We start from the raw sequence: 19,176 nt of genomic DNA, 5'->3' as shown, positions 1-19,176 counted from the left end.
CTCTCTGTGCACCTGTCGAGCCTGACGCTCAAGGGCTTCAAGTCCTTCGCGTCCGCCACCACGCTGCGGCTCGAGCCGGGAATCACCGCCGTCGTCGGCCCCAACGGCTCGGGCAAGTCGAACGTCGTCGACGCGATCTCCTGGGTCCTCGGCGAGCAGGGCGCCAAGAGCCTGCGCGGCGGCAAGATGGAGGACGTCATCTTCGCCGGCACCGCCGGCCGCCCGCCGCTGGGCCGGGCCGAGGTGACGCTGACCATCGACAACGCCGACGGCGCCCTGCCGATCGAGTACACCGAGGTCTCGATCACCCGCCGCATGTACCGCTCCGGTGAGAGCGAGTACGAGATCAACGGCGACAAGGTGCGGCTGCTCGACGTCCAGGAGCTGCTCAGCGACTCCGGCATCGGCCGCGAGATGCACGTCATCGTCGGCCAGGGCCAGCTCGACGCCGTCCTCTCCGGCCGCCCGGAGGACCGCCGCGCCTTCATCGAGGAGGCCGCCGGCGTCCTCAAGCACCGCAAGCGCAAGGAGAAGGCGCTCCGCAAGCTCGACGGGATGCAGGCCAACCTCGACCGGCTCGGGGACCTCACCGCGGAGCTCCGCCGCCAGCTCAAGCCGCTGGGCAAGCAGGCCGAGGTGGCCCGCCGCGCCGCGGGCGTGCAGGCCGACCTCCGCGACGCCCGGCTGCGGCTGCTGGCCGACGACCTCGTGCAGCTGCGCGATGCCCTCGACAAGGACGTCGCCGACGAGACCGCCGCCCGCACCCGGCGTGCCGCCGTCGAGGCGCAGCTGGCCGAGGCGTCCCGCCGCGAGTCCGCGCTGGAATCGGCGCTGGCCGGCGACGCGCCCCGGCTGCAGACCGCCCAGGACACCTGGTATCGCCTCTCCTCCCTCGGCGAGCGCTTCCGCGGCATCGGCCAGCTGGCCGCCGAACGGCACCGCCACCTCTCCGCCGCCGCACCCGCCGGCACCGGCGGCCGCGACCCCGACCAGCTCGAGGCCGAGGCCGACCGCGTCGCGGCCACCGAGACCGAGCTCGCCGCCGGCCTCGAGGCCGAACGGGCCCGGCTGGCCGCGGGCGTGACGGAGCGCGCCGAGCTGGAGTCCGCGCTGACCGAGGCCGAGCGGGCGCTGGTCGCCGCCGCCCGCGCGCTGGCCGACCGGCGCGAGAAGCTCGCCCGCCTCTCCGGCGACGTCGCCGCCGCCCGCTCCCGCGTGACCGCCGGCGAGGCCGAGATCGAGCGGCTGGCGCTGGCCGCCGGCGAGGCCGCCGACCGCGCCGAGGTCGCCGCCGAACGGCTCGCCGAGCGGCGCGCGCAGCTCGCCGACGCCGAGGACGGCGACGTCGCCCTGGTCGGCGCCCACGAGGACGCCGTCGCCGCGCACACCGCCGCCGCCCGGGCCGTGGCCGAGCTGGCCGAGGCCGAGCGCGCCGCCGAGCGCGACCGGGCGTCCTGGCAGGCCCGTCGCGACGCCCTCGCGCTGGGGCTCAAGCCGGCCGACGGCGCCGCCGCGGTCCTCGACGCCGGGCTGGCCGGCGTGCTGGGGCCGGTGGCCGAGCAGCTGTCGGTCGCACCCGGCTGGGAGGTCGCGGTCGCCGCGGCGCTCGGCGGGATGGCCGACGCCGTCGTCGTCTCCGGCGTCGCCGAGGCGGCCGCGGCGCTGCGCCACCTGCAGGACACCGACGGCGGTCGCGCCGGTCTGCTCGTCACCGCCGGGCTGCCGCCCGTGCCGCGGGACGGCTGGCCCGAGCTGCCCGAGGGCGTGCGCTGGGCCCTCGACCTCCTCGACGCCCCCGACGACCTGCGGCCGGCGCTCACCCGGGCGCTGGAGCGGGTCGCCGTCGTCCCGACGCTGGACGCCGCGGTCGCGCTCGTGCGCACCCACCCGCGCGTGCGGGCCGTGACCGGCGGCGGCGACCTCGTCGGCGCCGACTGGGCGGTCGGCGGCCAGGCCGACGCGCCGTCCGGGCTCGAGGTCCGCGCCCGCGTCGACGAGGCGGCCACCGAACTCGCCCGCGCCGAGCAGCGCGCCGCCGAGCTGGCCGAGCAGCTGTCGGCCGCCCGCGAGGTGGCCGCTGCACGGTCCGCCGACGTCGACGCGGCGCTGGCCGCCCGCCAGGCGTCCGACAAGAGCCGCTCCGCCGAGGCCGCCGCGCTGGCCGAGCTGGGCGCCGCCGCCCGGTCGGCCGCCGCCGAGGCCGAGCGCTCCGCCGCCGCCCGGGTGCGGGCCGAGCAGGCGCTGGAGCAGGCGGTCACGAAGCTGTCCGAGCTGGAGGGCCGGCTGTCCGCCGCCGAGGCCGAGCCGGTGGAGGAGGAGCCCTCCACCGAGGAGCGCGACCGGCTGCGGCTGGAGGTCGCCGCCGCCCGGCAGGCCGAGACCGAGGCCCGGCTGGCCGTCCGCACCGCCGAGGAGCGCGCCCGCGCGCTGACCGGCCGCGCCGAGTCGCTGCGCCGCCAGGCCCGCCAGGAGCGCGCCGCCCGCGAGCGGGCCGCCGCCGCGCGGGCCGCCCGCGAGCGCGGAGCCCGGGTCGCGGCCGCCGTCCGGGCCGACGCCCAGGTGGCACTGGCCGCCCTGGAGACGTCGCTGGTGCGGGCCGCCACCGAGCGCGACGAGCTCGCCTCGGCGCGCACCGCTCGCGAGGCGGAGCTGCTCGAGGTCCGCACGCAGGTGCGCGGCGCCACCGCCGAGCTGGACCGGCTCACCGACGAGGTGCACCGCGACGAGGTCGCCCGCGCCGAGCAGCGCTACCGGATCGAGGCGCTGGAGACCCGCGCCGCTGAGGAGTACGGCGTCGACCTGCCCACCCTCATCGCCGAGTACGGCCCGGCCGCGCCGGTGCCGCCGACCCCGCCGGAGATCGCCGCGGCCGAAGCGGCGGGGGAGCCCGAGCCCGACCCGACGCCCTACGACCGCGCCGTCCAGGAGCGGCGGGCCGCCAAGGCCGAGCGCGACCTGGCCACCCTCGGCAAGGTCAACCCGCTCGCGCTGGAGGAGTTCGCGGCGCTGGAGGAGCGGCACGGCTTCCTCGCCACGCAGCTGGAGGACCTCAAGGTCACCCGCCGCGACCTGCTGACAGTCGTCCGCGAGGTCGACGAGCGCATCCACGACGTCTTCGCCAACGCCTTCGCCGACGTGGCGCGGGAGTTCGAGCAGGTCTTCGCCACGCTCTTCCCGGGCGGTTCGGGCAGGCTCGTGCTCACCGACCCGGAGGACATGCTGACCACCGGCGTCGAGGTCGAGGCGCGGCCGCCGGGCAAGAAGGTCAAGCGGCTGTCGCTGCTGTCCGGCGGCGAGCGGTCGCTGACCGCGGTGGCGCTGCTCGTGGCGATCTTCCGGGCGCGGCCCTCGCCGTTCTACGTGCTCGACGAGGTCGAGGCGGCCCTGGACGACGTCAACCTCGGCCGGCTGCTGACGCTCGTCGAGCAGCTGCGGTCGACCTCGCAGCTGATCATCATCACGCACCAGAAGCGGACGATGGAGATCGCCGACGCCCTCTACGGCGTGAGCATGCGCGGCGACGGCATCACCGGCGTCATCAGCCAGCGCCTCCGCGAACCCGAGGTCGCCTAGCCCTAGGCATGGGAAGCGATACGTGCGTTTTCTGCCTGGAAACGCATGTATCGCTTCCCATGCCTCAGACCCCCGAGGGGATCTCGAGGTCGACCACCAAGGGCAGGTGGTCGGAGGCGCCGCGCGCGTCGACCACCCGGGCCGAGGCGACGGCGACGCCGTGCGTCACCCAGCACTGGTCGATGCGCCGGTGCGGCGAGCCGGACGGGTGGGTGAAGCCGGCGTCGTGCTGCCACAGCTTCCACCGCGAGCGGTCCTGCTTGTCACGGGCGAGTTCCCAGGCGTCGGCGAACAGCCCCTGCAGCTCGGCCAGCTCCGGCGCGTCGGCGGGGGTGTTGAAGTCGCCGACGACGACGCCGGCCTCCATCGCCTCGGAGTGCAATCCGGCGATCAGGGCCAGCTGCTCGGCCCGCTCCGCGTCGCCGCTGCGGGTCAGGTGCGTGGTGGTGACCCAGAGCGTGCCGCCGTCGAGCTCGATCAGCGTCCGCAGCGCGCTGCGCGGCTCGCCGGTGCCCGGCAGCGGGTGCACGTCGCTGATCAGGATCGGCAGCCGGGACAGCAGCGCGTTGCCGTACTGCCGGTCCGGCGCGCCGGCGCCGCGGGGGTTCTCGATCGCCGGGCCCCAGGCCAGCTGCATGTCCAGCGCGCGCGAGAGCAGCAGCGGCTGGTCGACGTCCTCGCTGCGCGCCCCGTAGTGCCGGTCGACCTCCTGCAGGCAGATCACGTCGGCGTCCACGCTCTGCAGCACCTGCGCCAGCCGCGGCAGGTCCAGCCGGTCGTCGTCCCCGACCCCGTGGCGGATGTTGAAGGTGACCAGCCGCACCGGGATCGGCGGCTGATCGGGACCGGGAGCCGGCTTGGTCATGGCTCCAGGCTCTCAGGACGAGGTCAGCGGCAGGTCGAGCACCTGCCGCAGCTCCTCCTCGGTGCCGTCGGTGACCCACAGCCGGAACCGGGCGTCGCGCCCGTCGAGGACGAGCTCGCCGAGCTGGTTGCCGAAGAACGGCCCGGCCTGCTTCTGCCACGCCAGCTCGCTGCGCGGCGCCCGCGCCAGGCGGGCCAGGCCGCTGGTCAGCCGCCGCGCCCAGCCGCTCCAGCCCATCCGGAAGCCGACCTGGATGGGGTGCGGCGCCTGGTTGTGCAGCGGGGAGACGGTCAGCTGGTGCACCCGCGTGGTCAGCCCACCGGGGTGCACGAGCTCGGCGGCGTACGCGTGGTGGACGTCGCCGGAGAGCACCAGCGCGGTCGCGGGCGGCCGGCAGCCCTCGCCCCGGCCCAGTGACACCAGCGCCGCGCCGAGCCGCTCGAAGGACGCACCGAACGCCGCCCAGTGCTCGAGGTCGGCCGCCTGGCGCAGCCTCTCGGCCAGCCGGCCCAGCGGCCGGCCCTCGTGGCGGGTGTTGAGGGTCTCGTTCCACCGCTCGAGGTGGTGGATCGCCGGCGGCAGCAACCAGGGCAGCGACGTCCCGATCACGAGGTGCTCGACGTCCTCGTCGCACGCCCGGCGCATCGCCGCCTCGACCCAGGCGAACTCCTCGTCGTCGAGCATCTGCCGGTGCTGCTCGTCGAGGACGCGGCCCGCCCGGCTGTCGACCATGATCATCCGGGCCGACCCCCAGTGGCGCACGAAGCTCCACCGGATGCCCGCCGGCTCCGCATCTGCCCGCTCGGCCATCTCGCACAGGATCGGCTCGGCGTCGTCGTCCTCCTCGCCGAGGCCCTGCACCGCCTGCCAGGTCTTGTTCTCGGCCAGCTCCTGCGGGCTCAGGTTGCCCAGGTGCTGGTAGATCCAGTAGCTCACCAGCCCGCCGCTGATCCGCGGCGCCCACCAGTCCGACGCCGTCACCTCGCGCCGCCAGGCGGCCGAGGTGTTCCAGTCGTCGATCATCTCGTGGTCGTCGAAGATCATGGACGACGGGATCGTCGACAGCAGCCAGCGGACCTGCGGATCGGTCCACGACTCGGCGTAGAGCCGGGTGTACTCCTCGAAGTCCGACACTTGCGCGTCCTCGGGCACCGCATCCCCCCGGCGGTCACCCAGCCAGCGCCGGGTGTGCGGGGTCAGCTCGTCGGCGTAGACCTGGTCGCCCAGCAGCACCAGCGCGTCGGGCCACTCGTCCTCCGGGGTCGCGGCCACCTGCAGGGCGTAGGAGTCGAGGGCGTCCGGCGGGATGCCCTCGCGGACGTCGACGGTGGTCGGCGAGGCGTAGCGGCAGGAGCCGAACGCGACCCGGAACGGGCCGGGGCGCCCGGGCGTCCGGATCCGGCTCGCGGGGAACGACGAGGTCGAGGGCGGCCAGACCTGCGCGCCGTCGAGCCGGACGTCGTACGTCGTCGTGCTCCCCGGCTCGAGGTCCTCGACGACGACCAGGGCGTAGTGGTGCCCGCCGACCCGGAAGGTGCGGGCGCTGCGGCCGAGCACGCTGACCTCGCAGGCCCGGTCGGTCTCCACCCAGACGGTCGCCGAGACCGGGTCCACGTGCCGCAGCAGCGGTCCGATGAGCAAGGACGGGCCGTCGCCGGCGGCAGGTGCGGTCACGTCCACCAGCCAACCACCGTCGCACGGAGTTCCGCCCGGGCCCACCCGGGAGCGGGCTGCGAGGATCAGGGCATGGAGTACGTGGTCATCGCGATCGTGATCGTGGTCCTCGCCCTGATCGCCGGGATCAGCCTGCTGGTCAGCCGGGGACGGCGCACCACCCGTCTGGACGACGACGCCGCGAGCGGCACGACGCTGACCCGGCCGCGCCCGCCCCAGGCCCCGGAGCAGCCCTCCGGTGCGACCGCCTCCGGGGCGGCGACCGCCGACCAGGTGCAGCCGGACACCGTGCAGCCCGAGGCCGCCCCCGAGGTCGTGCTGCCGCCGGCCGAGCCCGAGCCCGGGCTGGTCTTCGAGACGCCGCTGCCGTCGGCCGGCCGGCTGGTGCGGCTGCGCTCGCGCCTGGCCCGCTCCCAGTCCTCGCTTGGTCGCGGCCTGCTCACCGTGCTCGGCCGCGAGAAGCTCACCGAGGACGACTGGGAGGAGGTCGAGGAGACCCTGCTGACCGCGGACGTCGGCGTCGCGGCCACCACGCAGATCGTCGAGCGGCTGCGGACCCAGTCGATGGTCCTGGCCACCGCCTCGCCCGCGCAGCTGCGCGAGCTGCTCGTCCGGGAGCTGACCGCCGTCCTCGGCCCCGACCTGGACCGCTCGCTCGCGGTGGACCGGCACGAGGGCAAGCCGGGCGTGCTGCTCGTCGTGGGCGTCAACGGCGCCGGGAAGACGACGACCGTCGGCAAGATCGCCCGCGTGCTCGTCGGCGACGGCAAGAGCGTCGTCCTCGGCGCGGCCGACACCTTCCGCGCGGCGGCCGCCGACCAGCTGGAGACCTGGGGCGAACGCGTCGGCGTGCTGACCGTCCGCGGCCGGGAGGGCGCCGACCCGGCCTCGGTCGCCTTCGAGGCGGTGCGCACCGGGGCGGAGGCCGAGGTCGACACCGTCGTCGTCGACACCGCCGGCCGGCTGCACACCAAGGCGGGCCTGATGGACGAGCTCGGCAAGATCAAGCGGGTCGTGGAGAAGCAGTGCCCGGTCACCGAGACGCTGCTGGTCCTCGACGCCACGACCGGTCAGAACGGCGTCGTCCAGGCCCGGGTGTTCACCGAGGCCGTCGAGGTCACCGGCATCGTCCTGACCAAACTCGACGGCACCGCGAAGGGCGGCATCGTCGTCTCGGTGCAGCGGGAGCTCGGCATCCCGGTGAAGCTGATCGGGCTGGGGGAGGGGCCGGACGACCTCGCCCCGTTCGAGCCGCAGGCGTTCGCCGAGGCCCTGGTCGGGGGAGCGGACGCCGACCGCGCCGCATAGTCAGTCCGCCGAGAAGGCACTCCGTGCAGGCGACACGGCGGGACACGCCGTCCGGTCGTGCACGGAGTGCCTTCTCGGGCCGGCGGCGCGATCCAGGGGTCAGCCGTCGGCGGGTTCGGGCGCCCAGCGCTGCTCGATGCGGCCGAACCGCCACACCACCAGGGCGACGGCCCAGGTGACGACGAACAGGCCGACGATCGCGAAGCCGACGTACTCGAGGTCGAGCGAGGCCGCCCAGCTCAGCGGGCCGGACCGCACGTCCAGCCGGTCGACGACCAGCCCGGCGAGCACGAGCACCCCGATGACGAGGGCCACGGCGACCGAGAGCAGCGTGACGGTCAGGTTGTAGAAGACCTTGCGCACCGGCTTGAGCAGGGCCCAGCCGTACGCCCGGGACATGAGGACGCCGTCGGCGGTGTCGAACAGGCTCATCCCGGCGGCGAACAGCACCGGCAGCACGAGGATCGCGTACCAGGGCAGCGTGAACGCGGCCGTGCCGGCGGCGAGCACGAGGAAGGCGACCTGGGTGGCGGTGTCGAAGCCCAGGCCCATGAGCAGGCCGACCGGGTAGAGGTGCCACGGCTTGCTCACCCGCCGGGTGACGCGGGCGAGCAGCCGGGCGAGGAAGCCGCGGTTGTGCAGGTGGTGCTCCAACTCGGCCTCGTCGAACCGGCCGGAGCGCATCTTCCGGAACACCTTGGCGATCCCGACGGCGGCCACCAGGTTCATCAGGCCGATCAGCAGCAGGAACACCCCGGCGACGATCGTCCCGACCAGGCCGAGGGTCTGCGCCACGCTGGAGTCGCCGTCCTGCACCACACCGGCCACGCCGCGGATGCCGAGGGCGAGCAGCAGGCTGGCGCCGAAGACGACGGAGGAGTGCCCGAGCGAGAACCAGAACCCCGTGCTGACCGACGGCTTGCTCTCGCCGACCAGTTTGCGCGTGGTGTTGTCGATCGAGGCGATGTGGTCGGCGTCGAAGGCGTGCCGGACACCGAGCATGTAGGCGGTCAGGCCGACCCCGACGCCGAGCACCCCCGCGCCGCCGAGGCTGTAGTGGTGCGGGGCGACGGCGAGCACCAGCACGCCCCACCCGACGACGTGCAGCAGGACGACGACGAGGCCCATCCCGAGGATGGAGCGGCGGTCGCGACGGGTGAATCCCCTGGACGGTGCGGCGTCGGGCGGGGCCATCTCGATCGCGGTCGGCACGTTCGCGACCTTACTGCGAACTGTTTGCAAGAACAGCCCGGGGAGCCGCCGCGGCCGTGACCCCGGCCACGGGACGAGGTCGCCGCAACACGACCGGAACACGACGGGCGGACACGCGGCGCGGAGTTCACCGCGCCGAAACAGCGTCGCGCCGTCAGCCGAAACAGGACGACGGCACCGTGAACGCGACGTCGCCCCCAGGGACGGGGGCCGGTGTCTCCCGTCCCTCGATCCCCTTCAGGAGGTTGCCGTGGTCAACACCGGCGACACCGCCTGGATCCTCACCAGCGCGGCGCTCGTGCTGCTGATGACTCCCGGCCTCGCGCTCTTCTACGGCGGCATGGTCCGCGCGAAGAGCGTCCTCAACATGATGATGATGAGCTTCGGGGCCCTGGCGCTGATCAGCGTCATCTGGGTGCTCTGGGGCTACTCGGAGTCCTTCGGCGACGACGTCGGCGCGGGCCTGGTCGGCAACCCGTTCCAGTACTTCGGGCTCTCCGGCCTGATGGCCGACACGACCAGCGAGTCCGGCGGCCTGCCGGCCATGGCGTTCGTGGCCTTCCAGGCCGTGTTCGCGATCATCACCGTCGCGCTGATCTCCGGCGCCATCGCCGACCGTGCCCGGTTCGGCCCGTGGATGCTCTTCAGCGGCATCTGGGCGACGATCGTCTACTTCCCGGTCGCCCACTGGGTCTTCGACTTCAGCACCGACACCCACACCGGTGGCTGGATCGCCAACAACCTCAAGGCCATCGACTTCGCCGGTGGCACCGCGGTGCACATCAACGCCGGTGTCGCGGGCCTCGCGCTGGCGATCGTGCTCGGCAAGCGGGTCGGCTTCGGCCGCGACCCGATGCGGCCGCACAACCTGACCCTGGTCATGACCGGCGCGGGCCTGCTGTGGTTCGGCTGGTTCGGCTTCAACGCCGGCTCCGCCCTGGCCGCCAACAACGCGGCGAGCGTGGTCTGGGTGAACACGATGGTCGCCACCGGCGCCGCCTCGCTGGGCTGGCTGATCACCGAGAAGATCCGCGACGGCCACGCCACCTCGCTGGGCGCGGCGTCCGGTGTGGTCGCCGGCCTGGTCGCGATCACGCCGTCCTGCTCGTCGGTCTCGCCGATCGGCGCGATCATCCTGGGTGCGGTCGCCGGCGTGCTCTGCGCCCTGGCGGTCAGCCTCAAGTACCGGTTCGGCTACGACGACTCGCTCGACGTCGTCGGCGTGCACCTCGTCGGCGGTCTCTGGGGCACCATCGCCGTCGGCTTCCTGGCCACGGCCGACGCCCCTGCCGGCGTCGACGGCCTGTTCTACGGCGGCGGGGTGGACCAGCTGTGGCGCCAGGTCGTCGGTGCGCTCGCGGTGCTGGCCTACTCCGGGATCATCACCTTCGTCATCGGTTTCGCCATCCAGAAGGTCTGGGGCTTCCGGATCTCCGAGGAGGACGAGGTCACCGGCATCGACAGCATCGTGCACGCTGAGACCGGCTACGACCTCGACTCGATCGGGAGCGGCGGCCGGGGTACGTCGATCATCGGCCAGGCGCACGCCGAGGCCCGGAGCACGGAAGGGGTCCGCGCATGAAGCTGGTCACCGCGATCGTCAAGCCGTTCAAGCTCGACGACGTCAAGAACGCCCTCGAGCTGATCGGGATCACCGGTCTGACCGTCAGCGAGGTCCAGGGCTTCGGCCGCCAGCGCGGCCACACCGAGGTCTACCGCGGTGCGGAGTACCAGGTCGACTTCGTGCCGAAGGTCCGGATCGAGGTCGTCGTCGGCGAGCACGACGCGGCCCGCGTCGTGGACGCGGTCGTGGAGTCCGCCTCCACCGGCCAGATCGGCGACGGCAAGGTGTGGGTGACGACGATTGACGAGATCGTCCGGGTCCGCACCGGGGAGCGCGGGGAGGACGCGCTCTGAGCGCCTGAACGCCCGTCGGCCGGGGCAGTGGGGGAGCCCCCGCGGCCCCGGCCGACGCATCTGGTGGGTGCGATCACAGAGGGGACGACGTGCTGGATCTCGAGGCGCTGGCGAAGGAGTCGCGGGCCGACCGGGTCGCGGTCCTGGACTCCTGGCTGGCCGACCTGCTCGCCGACGCGGTCGCGGGGACGCCGCCGCCCAAGCAGCGCCGCGGCGGCCCGCCGCCCCGCACCGGCACCGACGGCCTCGCGCTGGTCGCCGTCGGCAGCCTCGGCCGGCGCGAGCCCCCGCCGCACGGGGACGTCGACCTGGTGCTGGTGCACGACGGCCGCCCCGAGATCGCCGCCCTCGCCGACGCCCTCTGGTACCCCATCTGGGACGCCGGGCTGCGGCTGGACCACTCGGTGCGGTCGGTGGCCGAGGCGGTGTCGGTGGCGTCGGCCGACGTCAAGGCCGGCCTGGGCCTGCTCGACGCCCGCCTGGTCGCCGGGGACGCGGAGCTCGCCGCGAGCCTGCGGACGGCGACGCGGGCCAGCTGGCGGCAGTCCGCGGCCAAGCTGCTGCCCGAGCTCAAGGAGCTGCGCCGCGGCCGCGCCCGCCAGGTCGGCGAGCTCGCGTTCCTGCTCGAGCCCGACCTCAAGGAGGCCTACGGCGGGCTGCGGGAGGGTCAGGTGCTGCGCGCGATCGCCGCCGCGCAGCTGGCCGACGAGCCCTCCGTCGAGGCCGAGCAGTCCTACTCCTTCCTCCTCGACGTCCGCGACGAGCTGCGGCGGCGCAGCGACCGGCGCAGCGACGTGCTCGTGCGCCAGGAGCAGCGGCCGGTCGCCGACGCCCTGGGCCTCACCGACGAGGACACCCTGCTGCGCGAGGTCAGCCTGGCCGGGCGCCGGCTGGCCTTCGTCGCCGACGAGACGTGGCGGCGGGTCGACGCCGCGCTGGTCCGGCGGCCGCGCGGGCGCCACCGGCGGATCCGCCGCGAGCCGCTGGCCGAGGGGGTCGTCCGCCAGGACGACGAGGTCGTGCTCGCCCGCGACGCCCGGCCGGCCGCCGACCCCGGGCTGCTGCTGCGCGCGGCGGCCGCCGCGGCGCGGGTCGACGTCCCGCTGTCGCCGTACACGCTCAAGGTCCTCGCGGTGCACACCTCGCCGCTGCCCGAGCCGTGGCCGGCGGAGGTGCGCTGGTCGTTCCTCCGGCTGCTGGCCAGCGGGCGGCCCGCCGTCGCCGTGCTCGAGCAGCTCGACCAGGAGGGCCTGCTCGCCCGCCTGCTGCCGGAGTGGGACCGGGTGCGCTCGCTGCCGCAGCGCCACCCCTGGCACCGGTTCACCGTCGACCGCCACCTCGTGGAGACCGCCGCGGCCGCCGCGGAGCTGACCCACGACGTCGACCGGCCCGACCTGCTGCTGATCGGCGCGCTGCTGCACGACATCGGCAAGGGCTGGCCGGGCGACCACAGCGTGGTCGGCGAGCCGATCGCCCGGGAGATCGCCGTCCGCATGGGGTTCACCCCCGAGGACGTCGACGTGATCGCCGCCCTCGTGCGGCACCACCTGCTGCTGCCCGACACCGCCACCCGCCGCGACATCGACGACCCGGCGACCGTCGAGCGGGTCGCGGCCACGATCGGGCACGACGCGGCGGTCCTGCAGCTGCTGCACGCGATCGCCCAGGCCGACGGCGCGGCCACCAGCACGTCGGCCTGGTCGCCGTGGAAGGCGCACCTCGTCGCCGCGCTGGTCGCCCGGGTGCAGGCCCGGCTGGGTGCCGGGTCGGTGCCGGAGCCCGTGCTGCTCCCCACCGAGCCGCAGGTCAGCGCGCCGGCGGCCCACGCGGACGGGGCGGTCACCGTCGGCGTCGAGGACGTCGCCGACGGCCAGCAGGTGACCATCGGCGCCCCCGACCGGCCCGGCCTGTTCAGCCGCCTGGCCGGCGTGCTCGCCCTCAACCAGCTCGACGTGCGCGCGGCGAAGGTGTCGGCCGAGAAGGGCTACGCGACGGCGGTGTTCGCCGTCCGGCCGCGGTTCGGGCGCGCGCCGGTGCCGGAGATCCTCGCCGACGGCGTGCGGGCCGCGCTGGAGGGGACGCTCCTGCTCGCCGACCGGCTGCGCCAGCGGGAGGCCGACTACCGGCAGGACGGCGCCCGCGGGGGCGCGCCGCGGATCTCCTGGCACGACTCCGAGGTCAGCGGTGTGGCCACGGGCATCGTCGAGGTGCGCGCGGCCGACCGCGCCGGGCTGCTGTACCGGCTCACCGCAGCGATCGCCGACGAGGGTCTCGACGTGACCAGCGCCCGGATCGAGACCTTCGGCGCCGACGCCGCCGACAGCTTCTACGTGGTCAACCCGTCGGGCGTGCCGATCGACCCCGAGCAGCGGTCGCGGGTGGAGGCGGCGCTGGTCGAGGCGGCCCGCGGCGCCCCGGCCGACGTCCTCTAGCGCACCGCGGCCCGCCTGGGCGTGCGACACGCGGGACGACGTCCCGCGTCCTGACGGTGGCTCGTGGTTACGTCGCAGACGCGGGACGGAGCGATCCCGCGCGAGCGACGAGGGGGACGACGCGTGGACAGCCGGACCTGGCACTGCCCGACCTGCGGCGACGACCGCGACTTCGTGCAGCCGCCGTGCGTCGACGGCCACACCGCGGACGGCGGCGAGTGCCCCGAGTGGGCCTGCGCCGACTGCGGCACCGCGCTGGTCCTCGGCGACCTGGTGGTCGTGGCCGCGGTGCCTCTGCGCCACGCGGCCTAGCGCCGCCCGCAGCGCCGTTACCCTGGAGGGCAGGAGGCGCGGCTGCGCCGTGCCCTGACTTCTCCACCCGAGGACGTGCTGTGTTCGAGACGCTCTCCGACCGCCTGGACAAGGTCTTCACCGGCCTGCGAGGCAAGGGTCGGCTGACCGACGCCGACATCGACGCGACGGCGCGCGAGATCCGCATCGCGCTGCTCGAGGCCGACGTCGCGCTGCCCGTCGTCCGGACGTTCATCAACGCCATCAAGGAGCGGGCCCGCGGGTCCTCGGTCTCCCAGGCGCTGAACCCGGCGCAGCAGGTCATCAAGATCGTCAACGAGGAGCTCATCGAGATCCTCGGCGGCGAGACGCGCCGGATCCGGCTGGCGAAGACCTCGCCGACGGTGATCATGCTCGCCGGCCTGCAGGGCTCCGGCAAGACGACGCTCGCCGGCAAGCTCGGCCTCTGGCTGAAGTCGCAGGGCCACCAGCCCCTGCTGGTCGCCGCCGACCTGCAGCGGCCGAACGCGGTCAACCAGCTCTCGATCGTGGCCGGTCAGGCCGGCGTCGACGTCTACGCGCCCCAGCCGGGCAACGGCGTCGGCGACCCGGTGCAGGTGGCTCGGGACTCCATCGACCACGCCCGCCGGACCATGCACGACGTCGTCGTCGTCGACACCGCCGGCCGGCTGGGCATCGACGCCGAGCTGATGCAGCAGGCCGCCGACATCCGCGACGCCGTGCACCCCGACGAGACGCTGTTCGTCGTCGACGCGATGATCGGCCAGGACGCCGTCACCACCGCCGAGGCCTTCCGCGACGGTGTCGGCTTCTCCGGCGTCGTCCTCACCAAGCTCGACGGCGACGCGCGCGGTGGTGCCGCGCTCTCGGTGCGCTACGTGACCGGGCAGCCGATCATGTTCGCCTCCTCCGGCGAGAAGCTCGCCGACTTCGACGTCTTCCACCCCGAGCGGATGGCCTCGCGCATCCTCGGCATGGGCGACGTGCTGACCCTCATCGAGCAGGCCGAGCAGGCCTTCGACGCCGACCAGGCCGAGAAGATGGCCGGCAAGCTCATGAGCCGCGAGGGCTTCACCCTCGAGGACTTCCTCGAGCAGATGATGGCGATCCGCAAGATGGGCCCGATCGCCAACCTGCTCGGCATGCTGCCCGGGGCCGGGCAGATGAAGGAGCAGCTCAAGCAGATCGACGACCGCGACCTCGACCGGACCGCGGCGATCATCCGCTCGATGACGCCCGAGGAGCGGGTCAACTCCAAGATCATCAACGCGTCGCGGCGGGTCCGCATCGCCAACGGTTCGGGCGTGAGCGTCACCGACGTCAACCAGCTGCTGGAGCGCTTCGCGCAGGCCCAGAAGATGATGGGCCAGATGGCCGGCAGCATGGGCCTGCCCGGCATGGGACCCATGTCGAAGAAGGCCCGCGGCCGGCAGATGCAGGCGCAATCGCGCGGCAAGGGCAAGAAGGGCAAGGGCAAGGCCAAGGGCGGCCCCGCGCGGCGGCCGATCGGCCCGCCCGGCGGTCTGCCGGGTGGCCTGCCCGGGGGCTTCCCGGGCGGCATGCCGAGCCTGCCTCCGGGTCAGGGCCTGCCCGACCTCACCAAGCTCAACTTCGACCAGTTCAAGGACGACGGCGGCCGGTGAGCCCCGCCGTCCACCTCTCCGGCGTCGTCCTGCCCGACGGGGAGCACCGCGACCTGTGGGTGCGGGACGGGCGGATCACCTTCGAGCCGGTCCCCGGCGCCGAGACGGTGAGCCGCGGGGGGTGGATCCTGCCCGGGCTGGTCGACGCGCACTGCCACGTCGGCATCGGCCCCGGTGGGGCGCTGGTCGAGGATCCCGCGGAGCTGCGCGAGCAGGCGCTGACCGAGCGGGCCGCCGGCGTGCTGGCGCTGCGGGACTGCGGCTCGCCGGTCGACACCCGCTTCCTGGACGACGACCCCGAGCTGCCGCGGATCATCCGGGCCGGCCGGCACATCGCCGCCCCGCGCCGCTACATGCCGGGCATCGCCGTCGAGGTGGAGCCCGGCGACCTGGCCGCCGAGGTGGCCACCCAGGCCCGCCGCGGCGACGGCTGGGTCAAGCTGGTCGGCGACTGGATCGACCGGGGTGTGGGCGACCTGGCGCCCGAGTGGCCGGCCGACGCCGTCAAGGACGCCATCGAGGCGGCGCACGCCGAAGGGGCGCGGGTCACGGCGCACACCTTCGGCACCGACGCGCTGCCCGACCTGATCGACGCCGGCATCGACTGCATCGAGCACGGCACCGGCCTCACCGAGGAGCTCATCGGCCGGATGGCCGCGCGGGGCACGGCCGTCGTCCCGACGCTGGTCAACGTCGCCCACTTCCCGGGTTTCGCCGCCGCGGGGGAGGCCAAGTTCCCCTCGTACGCCTCCACCATGCGGCGGCTGCACGCCTCGGCCGGCGCGGTCGTCCGGGCCGCGTTCGACGCCGGAGTCCCGGTGTACGCGGGCACAGACGCGGGCGGCGGCATCGCGCACGGCGGGATCGCCGACGAGATCCGGGCCCTGGCCGACGCCGGGTTGCCCGCCGAGGCGGCCCTGGCGGCCGGGTCATGGGCCGCCAGGGACTGGCTCGGGTTGCCGTGCGTCGAGGAGGGCGCGGTCGCCGACCTCGTGGTCTACGACGCCGACCCGCGCGCCGATCTCGACGCGCTGGCCAGGCCGCAGCTCACCGTGCTCCGCGGCGCGTTGCTCAGATAGTCACGCCGGCGGCGGTGCAGGCGTTGGCGAAGTCGGTCACCGGCTGCTCGAGACCGCCGACCGCGGTGTAGAGGTCGGTGCCGGACTGCAGCTCGTCGATGACCTCGTCGCTGGCCGAGGAGACGGCCTCGGCCGAGTCGAGCAGGTCGGCGCTGGCGTCCTGGTGGCCCTGCGGCGCGTCGCGCAGCGCCTCGAGCAGCGGGACGACGTCGGCCGGGTCGACCTCGCCGTTGTCGTCGGCGGCCAGCAGCGACAGGCTCACGTAGCCGAACCACCCGACGACCGCCTGGCACAGGCCGTCGTCGCCGGGCACACCCGCGCCGGGCTCGGGGAGCTCCTCGTCGTCGGTGGAGCTGCCCGAAGGGACGGTCTGGGTGTCGCCGGCCTCCTCGGTCGCCGGGTCGGTGGACTCGCCGCCCGCCGACTCGGTGGTCGGGGCGGCGGATCCCGTCGCGTGCACCGTCGAGGAGCAGGCGGCGAGGGACAGGCCGGCGGTGGCGGCCAGGGTCAGGATGGCCAGCCGTCGGGGGGTGCGCATGGGGACTCCGTCCGGGTCGGGGCCGCAGGTCAGCGGCTCGTCGGGAGGAACCCTCGCCGTCCCCTCTTGGTCCTGACTTGGGTGCGACTAGGCAGGCGGCCCAAGCTCGAGGGTGATCGTGGCCCCGGAAGGCGAGGACGCCAGCCGGAGGCCGCCACCGGAGTTCTCCGCGGTGCGCCGGGCGATGTCGAGCCCGAGCCCGGTCGAGCCGCCGCCGCTGTGCCCGCGCTCGACCGCCGCCTCGGGCAGCCCGGGTCCGGAGTCGGCGACGTCCACCTCCGCACCGCCGCCGTCCCGGGGCCGGACGGCGACCCGCAGACCGGCGCCCTCGGGGGTGTGCGCGAAGACGTTGCCGAGCAGCGCGTCCAGCGCCGCCCCGAGGTCGGCCGCCGCGACCCGGACCGGGAGCGGACGCCCGGGCAGGGCCAGGTCGACGGGCCGGCCCTCCTCCTCGGCCAGCACCGACCAGAACGCGACCCGCTCGGCGACCACGGCGGAGGCGTCGCAGGCAGCCCCGAGCCCCTCGCGCACCGGCCGCCGGGCCTCGGCGATCACCTCGTCGACGGTGCGGCCGAGGGCGTCGACGTCGTCGAGCAGCCGCTCGCGGTCCGGGCCGGCCAGCGACTCGGCGTCCAGCCGCAGCGCGGTCAGCGGCGTGCGCAGCCGGTGCGCGAGGTCGGCGGCCGACTCGCGCTCGGCGGCCAGGAGCTCCCCGATCCGCCCGGCCAGCCGGTTGACCGCCGTCCCGACCTCGCGGACCTCGGGCGGACCCCCGGGTCGCACGCGGGCGGTGAGGTCGCCGCTGCCCAGCCGGTGCGCCGTCTCGGCGAGCTCGGTAACCGGGCGGGTGAGCGAGCGGGCCAGCCGGTCGGCGACGAGCAGGGCGAGCACGAAGAGCACGACGCCGAGGCCGGTCAGCACCAGCCAGGTGCGGGTCACCCCGGCGTGCAGGTCGGCGGCCGGCACGAACACCTCGACGACGGCGAGATCGCCATTGGAGCGCTGCACCGGCTGGACCAGCCGGGTGCCCTCGTCGCCGGTGAGCTCCTCCGCGGTCGTGGGGGGCGTGGTGGTGACGCCCGTCCGGCCGAGCCACTGCCCGTCGACCCAGAGCACGCCGACGTCGTCGTCGCCGAGGCCGGCCAGCGCGGTCTGCACGTTCTCCGGCGAGCCGAGGGCGACCGACGGGGTGAGGAACTGCAGCTCCTGGCGGGCCGCGTCCAGCGCCCGCGCCTCCGCCACGCGGGCGACCAGGGTCGCGGCCGGCAGCAGGAACGCCAGCAGCACGACCGAGGTGGTGGCCGCCACCAGCAGCGTGATGCGGCGCCTCACGGCTCGGGCTCGGCCAGCCGGACGCCGACGCCGCGCACGGTCTGGATCAGCCGCGGCTCGGCCGCCGACTCGCCGAGCTTGCGGCGCAGCCAGGACAGATGGACGTCGACGGTCTTGTCCGAGCCGCCGTAGGGCAGCTGCCAGACCTCCCGCAGCAGCTCGCGCTTGGCCACCACCGTGCCGACCCGGGCCGCGAGGTAGGCGAGCAGGTCGAACTCCTTGGGGGCCAGCTCGACCGGCGCGCCGGCCAGCGTCACCCGGCGCGTGCGCGGGTCGACGGTGAGGTCGCCGACGGTCACGGCCGCGGGTGCCTCGACGCCACCCGCCCGGCGCAGCACGGCCCGGATCCGGGCCTCCAGCTGGCCGGCCTGGAAGGGCTTGAGCACGTAGTCGTCGGCGCCGGCGTCCAGCGCCGAGACGATGCTGCCGTCGTCGTCCCGGGCGGTCGCGACGATGACCGGCACGGTGGAGACGGCGCGCAGCATGCGCAGCAGTTCGGCACCGTCGAGGTCGGGCAGGCCCAGGTCGAGGACGACGAGGTCCGGCCGGCCCTCGACCGCCTGCTGCAGCCCGCTCATGGCGGTGCCGGCGGAGTCGACGGCGTGCCCGCGCTCCCGCAGCGCCCGGATCAGGGCGGTGCGGATGCGTTCGTCGTCCTCCACGACCAGCAGCTGTGCCACGGCCGCACGCTAACCCCGGGAACGCCGCCGTCCGGGCATCGCGACCGGACCTTGACCCGTCCTTGGGACTCCCTTAACCCGACGGCGTGCACGCTGTGGGGCATGAAGCGCCGGTTCGCCCTCGTCGCGGCCTGGGTCGTGGCGGCCGCCGCGGCGGTCGGCGTCGGCTTCCTCGCCGTGTCCCTGATCGACGCCTCGGCGGCCACCCCGGCGCAGCGGGGGCTGCCCGCCGTGTCGAACGCGACGGAGGCCACGGACCCCTCGGTTACACCGGCCGCGGGCGAGCAGAGCACCCCGGGCGGCACGGTGTACGCCACCTGCCTCGACGGGACGGCGCAGCTGGCCGGCGCTCCCGCGGCGGGGTGGACGGTGGAGACGTCGCCGGACCAGGTCGAGTTCCGCAACGGCAGCGCGAAGATCGAGGTCGGCGCCGACTGCTCGACGGGTGCCCCGCAGTTCACCGTCGAGGACGGCGGCGCGGCCGCGACCAGCCCGTCGTCCACCCCGGGCGTCCCCGCGTCGAGCACGGGCGTCGACGACCACGGCGGCAACCGCCACGGCGGAGGCCACGGCTCCGACGACTGAGACATCGTCATCCTCCGGACGACACC

General features: G+C 74.9%; 15 protein-coding genes. 9 read left to right on the top strand and 6 right to left on the bottom strand.

The genetic code is table 11. From position 1 onward, the window contains the following. Positions 1 to 6: 6 nt before the first annotated feature. A complete protein-coding gene (gene smc / locus GGQ55_RS02950) occupies positions 7 to 3,573 on the top strand; it encodes a chromosome segregation protein SMC (RefSeq protein ID WP_179715040.1) in 3,567 nt (1,188 codons plus the stop codon). 64 nt (positions 3,574 to 3,637) lie between these two features. Here the strand turns inward: smc and GGQ55_RS02945 are convergent, their stop codons facing one another. Together GGQ55_RS02945 and GGQ55_RS02940 are read right to left on the bottom strand one after the other, a co-directional pair. Continuing rightward, positions 3,638 to 4,438 (bottom strand): endonuclease/exonuclease/phosphatase family protein, encoded by an 801-nt coding sequence (locus tag GGQ55_RS02945; RefSeq protein WP_179715039.1) that lies wholly within the window; start codon positions 4,436 to 4,438, stop codon positions 3,638 to 3,640. 12 nt (positions 4,439 to 4,450) lie between these two features. Then, a complete protein-coding gene (locus tag GGQ55_RS02940) occupies positions 4,451 to 6,112 on the bottom strand; it encodes an alkaline phosphatase D family protein (protein WP_366488619.1) in 1,662 nt (553 codons plus the stop codon). A 72-nt stretch (positions 6,113 to 6,184) separates the two neighbouring features. Here GGQ55_RS02940 and ftsY point away from each other — a divergent pair, with 72 nt between their 5' ends. Then, the gene (ftsY, locus tag GGQ55_RS02935; protein WP_179715038.1) at positions 6,185 to 7,420 is read left to right on the top strand and encodes a signal recognition particle-docking protein FtsY; all 1,236 of its coding nucleotides are present in this window, start codon (positions 6,185 to 6,187) and stop codon (positions 7,418 to 7,420) included. A gap of 99 nt (positions 7,421 to 7,519) precedes the next feature. Here ftsY and nicT read toward each other — a convergent pair whose 3' ends face one another. Continuing rightward, positions 7,520 to 8,632: a Nickel transporter NicT gene (gene nicT / locus GGQ55_RS02930; RefSeq protein WP_366488616.1), complete on the bottom strand. Its 1,113-nt coding sequence runs from the start codon at positions 8,630 to 8,632 to the stop codon at positions 7,520 to 7,522. 250 nt (positions 8,633 to 8,882) lie between these two features. On the opposite strand from nicT, the gene GGQ55_RS02925 reads away from it, so the two are divergent. The 6 genes from GGQ55_RS02925 (at position 8,883) to GGQ55_RS02900 (ending at position 16,015) form a co-directional block, all read left to right on the top strand. After that, positions 8,883 to 10,214 (top strand): ammonium transporter, encoded by a 1,332-nt coding sequence (locus tag GGQ55_RS02925; protein ID WP_179715037.1) that lies wholly within the window; start codon positions 8,883 to 8,885, stop codon positions 10,212 to 10,214. Next, positions 10,211 to 10,549, top strand: a complete 339-nt coding sequence (locus tag GGQ55_RS02920; RefSeq protein ID WP_179715036.1) for a P-II family nitrogen regulator — start codon at positions 10,211 to 10,213, stop codon at positions 10,547 to 10,549. The genes GGQ55_RS02925 and GGQ55_RS02920 overlap by 4 nt, the downstream gene beginning before the upstream one ends. An 89-nt stretch (positions 10,550 to 10,638) precedes the next feature. After that, positions 10,639 to 12,981, top strand: coding sequence for a [protein-PII] uridylyltransferase (locus GGQ55_RS02915; RefSeq protein WP_179715035.1), 2,343 nt, complete (start codon positions 10,639 to 10,641; stop codon positions 12,979 to 12,981). Between the two features lie 123 nt (positions 12,982 to 13,104). Further along, positions 13,105 to 13,293, top strand: a complete 189-nt coding sequence (locus GGQ55_RS28200) for a hypothetical protein (RefSeq protein WP_179715034.1) — start codon at positions 13,105 to 13,107, stop codon at positions 13,291 to 13,293. 80 nt (positions 13,294 to 13,373) lie between these two features. Then, positions 13,374 to 14,936: a signal recognition particle protein gene (gene ffh / locus GGQ55_RS02905; protein WP_179715033.1), complete on the top strand. Its 1,563-nt coding sequence runs from the start codon at positions 13,374 to 13,376 to the stop codon at positions 14,934 to 14,936. Further along, positions 14,933 to 16,015 (top strand): amidohydrolase family protein, encoded by a 1,083-nt coding sequence (locus GGQ55_RS02900; RefSeq protein WP_179715032.1) that lies wholly within the window; start codon positions 14,933 to 14,935, stop codon positions 16,013 to 16,015. The genes ffh and GGQ55_RS02900 overlap by 4 nt, the downstream gene beginning before the upstream one ends. Here the strand turns inward: GGQ55_RS02900 and GGQ55_RS02895 are convergent. The 3 genes from GGQ55_RS02895 to GGQ55_RS02885 form a co-directional block, all read right to left on the bottom strand. After that, on the bottom strand, positions 16,008 to 16,553 hold the full coding sequence (locus tag GGQ55_RS02895) for a hypothetical protein (protein WP_179715031.1): 546 nt from the start codon (positions 16,551 to 16,553) through the stop codon (positions 16,008 to 16,010). The genes GGQ55_RS02900 and GGQ55_RS02895 overlap by 8 nt on opposite strands. 87 nt (positions 16,554 to 16,640) lie before the next feature. Beyond that, on the bottom strand, positions 16,641 to 17,885 hold the full coding sequence (locus GGQ55_RS28195; protein ID WP_179715030.1) for a sensor histidine kinase: 1,245 nt from the start codon (positions 17,883 to 17,885) through the stop codon (positions 16,641 to 16,643). Beyond that, complete coding sequence (locus tag GGQ55_RS02885) at positions 17,882 to 18,565, bottom strand: response regulator transcription factor (RefSeq protein WP_179715029.1); 684 nt, start codon at positions 18,563 to 18,565, stop codon at positions 17,882 to 17,884. Before GGQ55_RS02885 ends, GGQ55_RS28195 begins: the two co-directional genes overlap by 4 nt. 102 nt (positions 18,566 to 18,667) lie before the next feature. On the opposite strand from GGQ55_RS02885, the gene GGQ55_RS02880 reads away from it, so the two are divergent. Next, positions 18,668 to 19,150 carry a hypothetical protein gene (locus tag GGQ55_RS02880; protein WP_179715028.1) on the top strand — a complete coding sequence of 161 codons (483 nt, stop codon included), beginning with the start codon at positions 18,668 to 18,670 and terminating at the stop codon, positions 19,148 to 19,150. Positions 19,151 to 19,176 lie beyond the last annotated feature (26 nt).

Source organism: Petropleomorpha daqingensis, from assembly GCF_013408985.1.
In the GTDB taxonomy this organism is placed as follows: Bacteria; Actinomycetota; Actinomycetes; order Mycobacteriales; family Geodermatophilaceae; genus Petropleomorpha; species Petropleomorpha daqingensis.
The sequence above is the reverse complement of the archived record's forward strand: the minus strand, read 5'-3'. Positions and strand labels throughout refer to the sequence as shown.